Origin of the sequence: Phyllobacterium sp. UNC302MFCol5.2 (assembly GCF_000686005.1) — a bacterium.
GTDB classification, from domain to species: Bacteria; Pseudomonadota; Alphaproteobacteria; order Rhizobiales; family Rhizobiaceae; genus Phyllobacterium; species Phyllobacterium pellucidum.
Genome location: NZ_JMLL01000013.1, coordinates 55,493 through 68,194, shown reverse-complemented (window position 1 = coordinate 68,194; position 12,702 = coordinate 55,493). Strand labels below are relative to the sequence as shown.

The 12,702-nt window shown below is 57.9% G+C and carries 13 protein-coding genes and 1 tRNA gene; 7 read left to right on the top strand and 7 right to left on the bottom strand.

Annotated elements, in window-relative coordinates; translation table 11 throughout:
* Nucleotides 1–33 precede the first annotated feature (33 nt).
* On the top strand, nt 34–711 hold the full coding sequence (locus BR48_RS24855; RefSeq protein ID WP_036814835.1) for a DUF1194 domain-containing protein: 678 nt from the start codon (nt 34–36) through the stop codon (nt 709–711).
* Between the two features lie 83 nt (nt 712–794).
* Here BR48_RS24855 and BR48_RS0116995 read toward each other — a convergent pair.
* Nucleotides 795–871 (bottom strand) — tRNA-Pro (locus BR48_RS0116995).
* 657 nt (nt 872–1,528) lie between these two features.
* On the opposite strand from BR48_RS0116995, the gene BR48_RS0116990 reads away from it, so the two are divergent.
* From BR48_RS0116990 to BR48_RS0116970, 5 genes are all read left to right on the top strand, one after another.
* On the top strand, nt 1,529–2,194 hold the full coding sequence (locus BR48_RS0116990) for a nitroreductase (RefSeq protein WP_027232406.1): 666 nt from the start codon (nt 1,529–1,531) through the stop codon (nt 2,192–2,194).
* A 495-nt stretch (nt 2,195–2,689) separates the two neighbouring features.
* On the top strand, nt 2,690–4,372 hold the full coding sequence (locus tag BR48_RS0116985) for an arylsulfatase (protein ID WP_027232405.1): 1,683 nt from the start codon (nt 2,690–2,692) through the stop codon (nt 4,370–4,372).
* 205 nt (nt 4,373–4,577) lie between these two features.
* Complete coding sequence (locus BR48_RS0116980; RefSeq protein ID WP_027232404.1) at nt 4,578–6,650, top strand: ATP-dependent helicase; 2,073 nt, start codon at nt 4,578–4,580, stop codon at nt 6,648–6,650.
* 139 nt (nt 6,651–6,789) lie between these two features.
* A complete protein-coding gene (locus BR48_RS0116975; RefSeq protein ID WP_027232403.1) occupies nt 6,790–7,041 on the top strand; it encodes a hypothetical protein in 252 nt (83 codons plus the stop codon).
* 15 nt (nt 7,042–7,056) lie between these two features.
* Nucleotides 7,057–7,371, top strand: a complete 315-nt coding sequence (locus tag BR48_RS0116970; RefSeq protein WP_027232402.1) for a hypothetical protein — start codon at nt 7,057–7,059, stop codon at nt 7,369–7,371.
* 142 nt (nt 7,372–7,513) lie between these two features.
* Here BR48_RS0116970 and BR48_RS0116965 read toward each other — a convergent pair whose 3' ends face one another.
* The 6 genes from BR48_RS0116965 to BR48_RS0116940 all read right to left on the bottom strand — a co-directional run bounded on the left by BR48_RS0116965 (nt 7,514) and on the right by BR48_RS0116940 (nt 12,045).
* Entirely contained in the window at nt 7,514–8,071 is a 558-nt protein-coding gene (locus BR48_RS0116965) for a MerR family transcriptional regulator (RefSeq protein ID WP_027232401.1), read from the bottom strand.
* 137 nt (nt 8,072–8,208) lie between these two features.
* The gene (locus BR48_RS0116960) at nt 8,209–8,529 is read right to left on the bottom strand and encodes an integration host factor subunit alpha (RefSeq protein ID WP_008128366.1); all 321 of its coding nucleotides are present in this window, start codon (nt 8,527–8,529) and stop codon (nt 8,209–8,211) included.
* Between the two features lie 123 nt (nt 8,530–8,652).
* Nucleotides 8,653–9,624, bottom strand: coding sequence for a beta-ketoacyl-ACP synthase III (locus BR48_RS0116955; protein WP_027232400.1), 972 nt, complete (start codon nt 9,622–9,624; stop codon nt 8,653–8,655).
* Nucleotides 9,621–10,706 carry a phosphate acyltransferase PlsX gene (plsX, locus tag BR48_RS0116950; protein ID WP_027232399.1) on the bottom strand — a complete coding sequence of 362 codons (1,086 nt, stop codon included), beginning with the start codon at nt 10,704–10,706 and terminating at the stop codon, nt 9,621–9,623. The genes BR48_RS0116955 and plsX overlap by 4 nt, the downstream gene beginning before the upstream one ends.
* A gap of 200 nt (nt 10,707–10,906) precedes the next feature.
* The gene (locus BR48_RS0116945; RefSeq protein ID WP_027232398.1) at nt 10,907–11,476 is read right to left on the bottom strand and encodes a DUF177 domain-containing protein; all 570 of its coding nucleotides are present in this window, start codon (nt 11,474–11,476) and stop codon (nt 10,907–10,909) included.
* 11 nt (nt 11,477–11,487) lie between these two features.
* Complete coding sequence (locus tag BR48_RS0116940) at nt 11,488–12,045, bottom strand: ubiquinol-cytochrome C chaperone family protein (RefSeq protein ID WP_027232397.1); 558 nt, start codon at nt 12,043–12,045, stop codon at nt 11,488–11,490.
* Between the two features lie 125 nt (nt 12,046–12,170).
* On the opposite strand from BR48_RS0116940, the gene BR48_RS0116935 reads away from it, so the two are divergent.
* The gene (locus tag BR48_RS0116935) at nt 12,171–12,698 is read left to right on the top strand and encodes an outer membrane protein assembly factor BamE (protein WP_027232396.1); all 528 of its coding nucleotides are present in this window, start codon (nt 12,171–12,173) and stop codon (nt 12,696–12,698) included.
* Nucleotides 12,699–12,702: the final 4 nt, after the last annotated feature.

The window sequence follows — 12,702 nt, the reverse complement described above, 5'->3', positions numbered from 1 at the left end:
GGCTTCCGTCAGAGCGCACCACGGGGGTGGTCCATGCATAAGGCGTTGCTCTTTGCGGTGGTGACCTTGGCTGCCATCGTCACTTCTTCGCGGTCGCACGCATGCGTCGATACTGCGCTGGTGCTGGCGGTCGATGGCTCAGGCAGCATTAGCGACGAGGAATACGAATTCCAAAAATCCGCGATCGTCGCTGCGTTCCGGGACAGGCAGGTCCTGTCTGCCATAAGGGCATCCGGCACCGTGGCGGTTGCAGCGGTCTTTTGGGGAGACGGCGAGTTTCCAGCGCAGATCATCGACTGGGCCGTCATGGACGGCATCAAGCCTTCGCAAAAGTTTGCCGACGAGATCGAAAAAAGCGAGCGGGTGGTCTTCGGCAACACCGATATAGGTGACGGACTTTGGGTGGCACTCGAACTCCTGTCGGGATCGCATGCGTGCGCGAGACGGCGGATCGTAGATATTTCCGGCGACGGCATGGAAACGACGAGACCACGACGGAGGCGCTCGGTTTCCCTGCTTCAGGCACGCCAACGTGCGCAGGAGATGGGTGTTACCATCAATGCTCTGGCGATCTCCGATGAAGAGACCGATCTCGCGGATTATTACAACGACCGGGTCATCCTCGGTTCCGAACGGTTTGTAATGAACATACGAAAGTTCGAGGATTTTGCACTGGCGATCAGATTGAAACTCATCAGGGAATTGTCCTGACCTGCCGCGCGGAATTGCCCACGAAATTCATGCGGCGAAATCGCCCGTGGGGACGAGCTGCTCAACACCTATTGTGGAGATAATGGTCGGAGTGGCGGGATTCGAACCCACGACCCCTTGACCCCCAGTCAAGTGCGCTACCGGGCTGCGCTACACTCCGAACCGCTGAAAGCCCTAGATTACTGGACTTTTTTTAGCAATACCCCAAACGTAAGAAAAAGAACAAACTGCACACTAATGCACGCCGTGGAATTAGACCGGCACCAAATGTCCCACGACGCTCCAATGGGACGCCGTGCATGATCGCTACCTTCTCCACCAAGAATCCCTCGGCATCAGGTTGTGTGGATCGTCGTGAGCCGACAGAATCCCATCTCCGAATCACTTTGCCCCAAGACCCCAACAGCCATGCAGCCACCTCGAAAGCGGTATCGCCCCAAGCCCGACAAGCGCGATCAAGCGACCAGGATCTCCGATTTTGTTTCCAGCCTTAGATCAGCCAATCCGAAGCTGACTTCACGGGACATAGCATCCCTTCTGGATATTTCGCCCTTTCATCCTCCATCCGCGGACAATTGGTCTTCAACCGCGGTGATGAAAATAATTCGGCAGCTTGAACTGGGCCAGGCTGACAACGCAGCGCGTAAGAACATAGAAACCCCTAATGTTGGCGATGCTCGATAGGACCAAGGGTGGGTGGCGATGCCCTCACTCGCATGAGGCCGCTAAACGTTTGATCTACGCCTCCCAGACCACGGTGTGATTACAACCTCCATTGCAAAAAAAGTAAAAAACGCATCGCGTTATGGAGGCGATCATGGATGTGTATGAGGCAGTTGCGAGCCGACGGGCGGTGCGCGGATTCAAAGACGAGCCTGTGTCGAGGGAATTGCTCGAGCGCGTGCTGTCCGCCGCGGCGTGGGCTCCGTCCGGATCGAATATCCAGCCGTGGAATACTTATGTGATGACCGGCGCGCCGTTGGCTGAACTCAAGACCGACGCCGTCGAGCGCGTGGCCCACGGCGACCCGTGGGACGAGCGACAGTACGAGATGTACCCGTCCGTGTTGAAGTCCCCCTACGCCGAGCGGCGATCCGCCTTCGGCAAGGAGCGCTACAGCGCGCTCGGTATTGCGCGCGAGGACTGGGAGGCGCGCCAGCGGGCAGCCATTGCCAACTGGAACTGCTTCGGTGCGCCGGCCGCGCTGTTCTGCTATATCGACCGCGATCTGGGCCTGCCCCAATGGGCTGACGTCGGCATGTATCTGCAGACCGTGATGTTACTGCTCCGCGCCGAAGGACTGCACAGTTGCACGCAGATGGCGTGGTCGCAGGTTCGCGAGTCGGTCGCGGAGGCCCTGTCACCTCCAGAAGGTCTCATCCTCTTCTGCGGCATGTCGATAGGTTACGAAGACCCCACGGTGAATTACCCCCGTACAGGCCGCGCGCCACTCGCCGAGACGGTCACGTTCGTCGGCGGTTAGTTGCTTACATCACGTACGCGACCCCTTCGTGCTCGAGCCCGACGGGAGGCTGGCGTTTCGACGCGTTTGCGGATTATCTAGGGCGCCTGGACCGCTCTAAGCTCAAGAACGTGCGTTCGGTCTCAATCCAGGCTGGTGTCGCATCTTGAGCGGCTCGCGGTCCGCCAGACGTATACTACTGTAAATTACTTCCAAACCAGCCACACCGGCGTCATGGTGCTGATTACGCGCGAACAAATGCCCCGCAAGGCAGTATCGGGCTTTGCCACCGTCGCGTGAATGATCGAAGACAGCTTTATTCTTTTCCCAGGCCCGGCTCGCATAAAACGCCACCGGGAACAGAGACGCGCGCGCGGCACGTGGCTCACATCGCCATTGTCAGCTCTATCACCGCGTTTTGCGTCGAACTTGTCCTTTCAGCGCCTTGGCCATCCTGCAATGGCCCTTCGAGGGAGTAGAAGAATGAGAACGACACTGAAGAGCATGACGGCAGCGATAGCTGTTGCCGGTGGCCTTTTGGCTGGCACGGCGGCAGTACACGCGCAGGACGCCAAACCCAATATCCTTTTCATCATGGGGGACGATATTGGCTGGATGCAGCCGAGCATCTACCACCGCGGTCTGATGGTTGGAGAAACGCCCAACATCGATCGCATCGGCAATGAAGGCGCAATGTTCACGACCTATTACGCCGAGCAGAGTTGCACGGCAGGACGCAACGCCTTCTTCACCGGAATGCACCCGTTGCGAACGGGCATGATACCGCCACAACTGCCCGGCAGCCCGTCTTACCTCAAGCCAGGCACTCCATCGCTCGCATGGTTTCTACGCGACCTCGGCTACAACACGGGTGAGTTCGGCAAAAACCACCTTGGCGATCATACGGACGCCTTGCCGACAGCGCACGGTTTCCATGAATTTTGGGGCTATCTCTATCACCTCGATGCCATGCAGGGGGTAAGTTTCCCTGATATCAACAAGACCCCGACCGAGCAGACGATAGCCCCGCCGTGCCGGAACACGCCAATCCCTGGTCTCAAGGAAGACCCAGCTGCGGTCGATCCGAAAACGTCGACGTGCTTGATGCCGCCACGACCCGTGCTGGCTTGCAAATCCTCGGATGGCACCGGCGCCAACCAGACCTGCACCGACGAGGGCCCGCTGACACTGGAGCGCTCGAAGACGGTCGACGAGGAAATATCGAGCCACGTCATCGATTTCCTTGATCGCAACGATCCGAAGAAAACCAACAAGCCGTTCTTCGTCTGGTACAACCCCGCGAGAATGCACATAACCACCGTGCTTTCCGACAAGTATCTCGGGATGGTCGGCGAACCCGGCGGCAAGGACTGGGGTGTAAACGAGGCAGGCATGAAGCAGATGGACGACAACATCGGCTACGTGCTCAAGAAGCTCGAGGAAATGGGACAACTCGATAATACGATTGTTGCATTCACCACCGACAATGGTGCCGAAACGATCACCTATCCTGACGGCGGTACTACACCCTTCAAGGGTGGCAAGCTGTCGACCTGGGAAGGCGGGATGCGGGCGCCGCTCGTTGTGCGCTGGCCCGGCCACATCAAGCCCGGCACGGTGAAAAACGACATGTTCGCTTCCCTCGACTGGTTGCCGACCCTCGTTGACATTGCTGGCGGTCCAAAAGGCAATGAATTGAAGAGCGAAATCGAGAAGGGAACATATCCCGGGATTACCAAGACCACACTCGATGGCGTCAATCAGCGCGACTATCTTGAAGGAACGTCGGACAAGTCGGCCCGCGATACATTTTTCTACTATTCCGGCAAAGACCCGTCAGCCGTCCGCTACAAGAACTGGAAGATGTACTTCGCGATGGTATCCGATGCTCCGCAGGGATTCCTGACCGGTGTCATTCCGTATAGCTGGACACAGGTCGTCAATATCAAGCGCGACCCGTTCGAAACCTCTGTCGGCGATCAGATAAAGACGCTTTTCGGTATGGGCGGGGCAATCTCGGCTCCGGCGACTGCCTACGTCTACGACTGGAACATGCTCCCGATCGGCCAGGCATTGTGGCTCAAGGAACTCCAGAGCTATATCGACTTCCCGCCAATGCAGGACCCGGCGAGCTATAACCTCCAACAGGTGATCCAACAGGTTCAGGCGATGAAGCAAGCGCATCATCCAAGTGAATGACACGAATAATGCGGACGTCCCCTAGGGGCCGTCCGCATTCGACGATTAGCCACTTCGGCTCAATTCACCTTTGCCGTCGATATTCTCGCGACTGCACGCCAAACGCGAAAGTTCTTCATTTGTTCGCAGGCCAAGCTGGAGTAGTCTTGCGCAACGACTCACCGCTGCCGCAACGCAGCCGACCGGCCTGCCGCAATGAGGGATTATGGGCGCTGCCTATCTGGAGAAACTTAACCCCGAACAGCGGCTTGCCGTCGAATATGGAACAGACTTGCTTCCATCGACCATTGGCGGGCCGTTGCTTGTCATTGCCGGCGCCGGATCCGGTAAAACCAACACGCTTGCCCACCGCGTGGCGCATCTCATCGTCAAAGGTACCGATCCACGGCGCATTCTTCTGATGACCTTCTCACGCCGGGCTGCCTCGGAAATGGCGCGACGGGTAGAGCGTATCTGTACGCAGGTGCTGGGCGCAAATGCCGGAGTCTTGACCGACGCGCTGGCCTGGGCGGGCACGTTTCATGGCATTGGCGCGCGCCTGCTACGCGATTATGCCGAACAGATCGGCCTCAATCCCGATTTCACGATCCACGACCGTGAAGACAGCGCCGATCTCATGAACCTTGTTCGCCACGAACTCGGTTTCTCTAAGACGGAAAGCCGTTTTCCGACCAAGGGAACATGCCTTGCCATCTATTCGCGCGTCGTCAACTCGGAGGTACCGCTCGCTGAGGTGCTGCAGGCATTCTTTCCCTGGGTGGCCGGGTGGGAGAAACAGCTGCGCGAGCTCTTTGCCGCCTATGTCGAAGCCAAGCAGCTGCAGAACGTACTCGATTATGACGACCTGCTGCTCTACTGGGCGCAAACCGTCGGCGATCCGATGCTCGCGGAAGATATGGGCTGCCGTTGGGATCACGTTCTCGTCGATGAATACCAGGACACCAACCGGCTGCAGGCCTCGATTCTTTTGGCTTTGCGGCCGGCGGGCGTCGGCTTGACCGTCGTTGGCGATGACGCGCAATCGATCTATTCATTTCGCGCAGCGACCGTACGCAACATCCTGGATTTCCCTGCCACCTTCACCCCGCAGGCGAGTATCGTCACCCTTGACCGTAACTATCGCTCGACCCAGCCGATCCTTGCCGCAGCCAACGGCGTGATCGATCTGGCGCGAGAACGCTTTACCAAGAACCTCTGGAGCGAGCGCGAGTCGGCGGAACGGCCGCGCATGGTGACCGTCAAGGACGAGGCGGACCAGGCCCGCTACATCGTCGAACAGGTACTCGAAAATCGCGAAACGGGAACCTTGCTGAAACAGCAGGCCGTGCTTTTCAGGACGTCGCACCACAGCGGCCCATTGGAAGTCGAACTGACGCGCCGCAACATTCCTTTCGTCAAGTTCGGCGGCCTCAAGTTCCTCGACAGCGCCCATGTCAAGGATATGCTTGCCTTGCTGCGTTTTGCGCAAAACCCACGCGACCGCGTTGCGGGCTTCCGGCTTATGCAGATCATCCCAGGCGTCGGTCCGACCTCGGCGCGCCGCGTTCTTGATGAAATGGCCGAGCAGCCCGATCCGCTCGGCGCGCTCGCGCAGATCGCCCCTCCTCCCCGTGCGGGCAATGACTGGTCAGCTTTCGTCAATGCGCTGAACGACTTGAAGCGCGGAACGACCGGCTGGCCTGCCGAACTCGAGCGTGCGCGCGCCTGGTACGAACCGCATCTCGACCGCATTCACGAGGATGCCGAAATACGCAAGACGGATCTGCTGCAACTCGAACAGATCGCCGCGGGCTATGCGTCTCGCGAGCGTTTCCTCACCGAACTCACCCTCGATCCGCCGGATGCGACGAGTGACCAATCGGGCGTTCCGCTGCTTGACGAGGACTACCTTATCCTGTCGACGATCCATTCCGCGAAGGGACAGGAATGGAAATCCGTATTTATCCTCAATGCTGTCGATGGCTGCATTCCGTCCGACCTTGGCGCTGGAACGACGGCCGAACTCGAGGAAGAGCGCCGCCTGCTCTATGTGGCGATGACGCGCGCCAAGGATAGCCTCCACCTCATCCTGCCGCAGCGTTTCTTCACGCACGGCCAGAATTCACGCGGCGATCGTCATGTCTACGCATCACGCACGCGCTTCATCCCGGCAACGTTGCTGCAATATTTTGAGAACCGGCCGTGGCCGGTGCACAACCGGGATCAGGAGGCGCGCGCCAAGGATGTTCGCAGCCAACGCGTCGATGTCGCCGCAAAAATGCGGGCAATGTGGCGGTAGGTTTTCGTTCTCGACCCTGGGTTGAAGCGCGGTAAAACCCAGGGATGAAAGAGCAAAACGACGGGCGCGCAGGCAATTAGCGCGGAACATTCGCGAGGCGCGGTCGTTATAGCTCTGTCAGTAATAGGAGCTCCCAAAAATGGCAATGTTTTCAAAGAATGCGGACGATATTCAAGGTGATGTCGAGGCGCAGATCGCTGCCCTGCGCAAAGAAATTTCCAAGATCTCCGCAAGCCTTCCTGATTTGACCAGCGAACGATTTGATGAAGTAAAGCGCATTGCGACGAAGCAGGCGAAACATGCAGCCGCCACAGCGCGCGAAAATCCCGTGGCTACCATCGCAATCCTGGCTGGCGCAGCGGTGTTGGTCGGCCTGCTCGCTCGGCGATAGAAGGACCGAAGCGCCATGGATGACACAACTATTGAGAATGAGGCGGACAAGGTTCGCCTCAAGGCCGAAATTGCCGAGTTGAAGCGCGATCTTGCCGCCATAACCCAAACTTTGGCTGACAAGGGCGTGCAGCTGCTCGACGATTTCAGTGACGACGACGATGATGACGAGACATCGACGCTCGACGATCTGCGGGAGCGCGGTCGTCGTGCTGCTATCGGCCTCGGGCATAAGGCGCGGCAGATCGCCGATACGCCAACTCAGAACTCGGTTTCAACGCTGATGATCATCGCCGGACTTGGCGTCATCATCGGCATGCTGGCGCGTTAAAAAATTATGAGGGTTCTTCGGAACCAATCCGCCAGATAGGCATTTAATAGGTGCTGGTTCCCAACCAGCAAGGCCGCACCCCACGGCCCAACCCCCAAGTCCCAGCTTTCATTCCGATGAAAGCTGGGCTTTTTTTGTGGGCTTATCGAACCTGATCGAGCAGACGTTTGCACTCCAAGAGGTCGAACAAGGTCTCCTGCAGAAGCGTGCGGTTGTCCTTGGAGAGGCGCTTGCCATCGGCCGCAACAGGCCCTTCCTCCTCGCCCTTGATCAGGCCGAAGAGCCGGCGCCCGTGGGCCGCAGGTTTCGGCGTTCCCATGACCGCGGCTTCCTCCGCAGCATCGACCCGATCCTGTTCGGCTGCTAGCGCTTCCTCCTGGCGGGCATTGGCCTGCTTTTGCTGGCTTATTGCTTCCGCTGCCGCCGTATCGCCGCTGCCAAGCGCAATGATGAACTGAGTTCCGTTTTCACGCAGAAGACGCTGAACGCCCTTGATCGTATAGCCCTGATCGTAAAGGAGATGGCGGATACCCTTGAGAAGGTCGACATCGAGCGGACGGTAATAGCGCCTGCCCCCACCGCGCTTCATCGGCTTTATGTGCGTGAACCGCGTTTCCCAGAAGCGCAGGACATGCTGGGGCAGATCGAGGTCTTCCGCGACTTCGCTGATGGTTCTGAATGCGTCGGGGCTTTTGTCCATGTTTTCACCCTTTCAGGAGAAAATCTGATTCGACCTCCATTTTCAGCGATTTGCAATGCATAATTCAAGCGGAACGCGAGACTACCTCACAGCAATCTCGCGTAAAAGGACGCTTAAAGTTGCGGAATCGCCCGAATTCAGGCTGATTTCTTTTTGCGTGTCTGGTGGGAGCGGAGAATCCGCTGCTTGAGCACGTTGGATGCCTTGAACGTCATTACCCTGCGCGGCAGGATCGGGACTTCTTCCCCGGTCTTCGGATTGCGCCCGATGCGTTCATTCTTGTCCCTTACCTGGAACGTGGCGAACGACGACAATTTAACTGTCTCGCCACGAACAATTGCGTCACATACCTCATCGAGGATTGTTTCGACGAGTGAAGCTGACTCCGTTCGCGAAAGTCCTACCTTGCGGTAGACCGCCTCGGCCAGATCAGCACGCGTAATGGTCTTACCCCCCATACGATCTCAAAGCTCTCGTTTGTTGCAAATCTACCAGGTGATAGCGGAAGTTATAGGATGAAAACCGATCGGGCAAGCAGCTTGGAAGAGTTCGTCGGCCAATCCACGGACCCGGTCGTCCTGCTACCAGCGTAGCAGAACTGCACCCCACGTAAAGCCCCCGCCCATGGCCTCGAGCAGCACGAGATCGCCTTGCTTGATACGCCCGTCCGCAACAGCCGTCGCGAGTGCTAAGGGTACTGAAGCGGCTGATGTATTTCCGTGCCGGTCAACGGTGATGACAACCTTTTCTTCGGCCAGATGCAGCTTCTTTGCGGAGGCGTCGATGATGCGCTTGTTGGCCTGGTGCGGCACGAACCAGTCGATGTCCTCGGCAGTAATTCCTGCCTCGGAAAACGAGGCTTCGATCACGTCCGTGATCATGCCGACCGCATGCTTGAAGACCTCCCTGCCCTCCATCCGCAGGTGGCCGACAGTCTGGGTCGTCGACGGTCCGCCATCGACGTAAAGCTTATCCTTGTGCGAGCCGTCGGAGCGCAAATTGGCCGTCAGCACGCCGCGATCGGAGGTAAGCCCACGGCCTTCATTGGCCTCAAGGATGATGGCACCGGCGCCGTCACCGAACAGCACACAGGTCGTGCGGTCATTCCAGTCGAGGATGCGCGAGAATGTCTCGGAGCCGATCACCAAAACGCGCTTTGCCATGCCGCCGCGAATATAGAGGTCGGCTGTTGCAACCGCGTAGACGAATCCGGAGCAGACCGCCTGCATGTCGAATGCAAAACCGTGCGTCATGCCCAGCCGGGCCTGGATATTGACCGCCGTAGCCGGAAACGTGTTGTCGGGAGTCGATGTTGCGAGAATGATGAGATCGATATCTGCCGGCGTCATGCCCGCATTATCGAGAGCGGCGCGCGCTGCTGCCTCGCCCAGCGATGCGGTGGTTTCACCCTCACCCGCAATGTAGCGCTGCCTGATGCCGGTGCGCTGGACGATCCATTCGTCCGAAGTTTCGACAATGCCTTCGAGATCAGAATTCTTTACCAGGCGCGCCGGTGTGGCCGCCCCTATACCTTTAACAACGGAACGGATCATTTACTTCCCTGTTCTATTTCAACCTCGGCGTCGCTTTCGGTTTCATCCTTGAAAGCAACACCGACCGGGCTCTTATGGAAATGGGTAAGATCCGCCGCGATCTTGTCCAGAAGCCTGTTGTGGGCCATGTCATAGCCGACGTCGATCGCCGAAGCAAAGCCAAGAGCGTCGGTACCGCCATGGCTCTTGATGACGACCCCGTTGAGACCGAGAAAGACGCCGCCATTGGTCTTGCGCGGGTCCATCTTCTCCCGCATGCGATCAAAAGCGCTTTTGGCAAAGAGGTAGCCGATTTTCGCCATCAGCGTGCGGTTCATCGCATCACGCAAATACTGGGTGTACTGCTTGGCCGTGCCTTCAGCCGCTTTCAGGGCTATGTTACCGGCGAACCCTTCGGTCACGACGACATCGACCGTACCCTTGCCGATGTCGTTGCCTTCGACAAAACCGTAATATTCGAGCGTGGGCAAAGGTATCTCGCGCAAGATGCGCGCAGCATCCTTGACGTCGTCCTGTCCCTTGATCTCCTCAACGCCTACGTTGAGCAGGCCGATCGTCGGACGCTTGATTTCAAAAAGCGACCGGGCCATCGCCGCGCCCATGACCGCATAATCGACAAGCTGCTGGGCGTCGGCACCAATCGTTGCACCAATGTCGAGAACAATGCTCTCACCTTTCAGGGTCGGCCAGATACCGGCAATCGCCGGCCGCTCGACATTCGCCATTGTACGCAGGCAGAATTTCGACATGGCCATCAGGGCGCCGGTATTGCCGGCCGAAACGCAGACATCCGCCTCGCCGGTCTTCACCGCCTCGATCGACCGCCACATAGACGATTTCCAACGCCCGTTGCGCAAGGCCTGGCTCGGCTTTTCATCCATGCGTACAGCAACGTCGCAATGATGCAGGGTCGATGCATTGGACAATGCCTGGTGGCGGGCAAGGATCGGAGCCACCTCTGCCTCACGCCCAAAGACCACGAACCTGATGTCAGGATGGCGCTCCAGCGCCGTTGCCATGCCGGGGATGACGACCTCTGGACCGAAATCACCGCCCATGGCGTCAATGGAAATTCTGATCACTCTCGATTGTCCTGTCTGGTTCAGTGCCTGTGCATGGCGTTCTTTGAAAAGACTCGGGGAAAATAGACATTTTGCGTAGGCGCACAACTGATTTCTGCCCAATCACAGGCGCGCTCGACCCAATAAGCTTGAATACTCGTCCCAATCCTTGGTCTTGTCTCAACTCCCCGACACCATCTACCCGCAGGATGAGATAGCGATCAAGTCTTCTGTTTCCAATCCTTGAGAGCCGCAAACGGGTTGGCTGGCTTTACGTCTTCCTCATCGTCCGATCCGACGTCAACAACGAGGGGCGGCGCAGCCTCCACGCCCTCCTTGCGCGGATAAGGATCGACAGCCAATTCGAAGAATTCTTCTGCGATTGCCCCAACGTCGAGCTTATCGCCGGAAAATGTCTCAGGTATGTCAGGGCCATCCGCACTGATGATCAGTTCGCCATTCTCATCGAGCGGAAGACGTGCGAGTCGCGAATTCTCCGGTACGAAGAGCGTGTCGATGTCGGTATCGATCCTGGTTTCGATCGGCTCAAGCGTCACGACGCAAGCCTGGACGATTTCCGCCTGTACCTTCCCGCGAACGCGGATCCCATCCTTCTTCCACGGTACGACCTGCAGGTCCGCCTTGAAGGATTTAACATCTTCCAACTCGTGAAAATCGCGCATGGCGTCACGCTCTTTCTTATCCGCCTCGATTTTGACGTTGAGGCCTTTCTGCGGAAGCCGCTGCACTGAGACTTGATAACTGAGGGTTCCATCCAAGTTTCTCGACATCGCATTTCCTCCTATCGAAGCGGCGTATCGTCGGTGCTGGCATCAGGAAACGTAACCCTGCCGGCCACGATATCATCATCCGATTGCCCATCGAGGTGGCGTACCGTGCGTTCGACATAAGCGGCTAGCGCGGGCGCGCCTGTCCAACCCTCACTGTCCGGACGCACATTGCGGGCGAGCGCCGCGATGAGCGCCGGATGGTCATTCGTTTCCAATGCGCGATCATACGACTCGATGCGCCCATAGAACATGCGCGCAAGTTTCTTCATGCGCTTGGGCACACCGGAATCACCGATGCCCAGTTCGCGCAGCGAATGGTCGACATCGCGGAAGAATTCGTCGGTAACCTCCTGGCCAACGGGCTTCAGCGCGGGGACCCTGTCCTTGATGCGGCGCATGAACAGGAAAACATGCAGCGACAACATCTCATAGCGTCCGAGCGGAGTATCCGGCACTTCAAGGTCAGAATAAAAATAGGGCTGCCGCGCCGCTGCCACGATCGCATCGTAGAGGGCAATTGTAATCGCCTCATTTGCTTTGGCCTTGCGGCTAAATAGACTGAGAATCATAGAGTTGTGCCTTGACTTGAGTCTTCCTCGCAGCACTTTTGCCGTGTTGCATCGGAGTTCAAGGTGGTTTACCGAGTTTCTGCGGGCAGCGAAAGACTTGCGCCCAGATTCAAATGGAGATGTCGTTGCTGCAGCGGATTTTCAAGACCGAGCGTACGCGTGAGTGCGTTCTCGTTGGAACACTTATTTTGGCTGCCGGGGTGTCCGGCTGCAACACTGCCGCCCTCAAGCTCGCACCGACAGAGACCTTGACGCAGGGCTATGTTCTCGACGAGAAGGCGCTCGAATTCGTGCCGGTTGGCTCGAGCCGCGAACAGGTCATCCTGTCACTTGGCAGCCCGTCGACCACCGCGACCTTCGACAATGAAGTCTTCTATTATATTTCACAGAAGCGTCAGCGTTCAGTTGCCTTCATGATGCCTCGCGTGACTGACCGGCGTATCCTTGCGGTCTATTTCGACAAGGATGGCAAGGTTTCCAGTATCTCCAATTATGGTCTGCAGGACGGCAAGGTCTTCGACTTCATCTCGCGCACGACCCCGACTGGCGGCAAGGACCTCTCCTTCCTCGGGCAGATGCTGCAGGGTGTCAGCAAGACTCCAAGCGCGCTGCCGAGCGCCGGCCGCACGCCAACCGGTGGCGCCCCGGACTGATCCG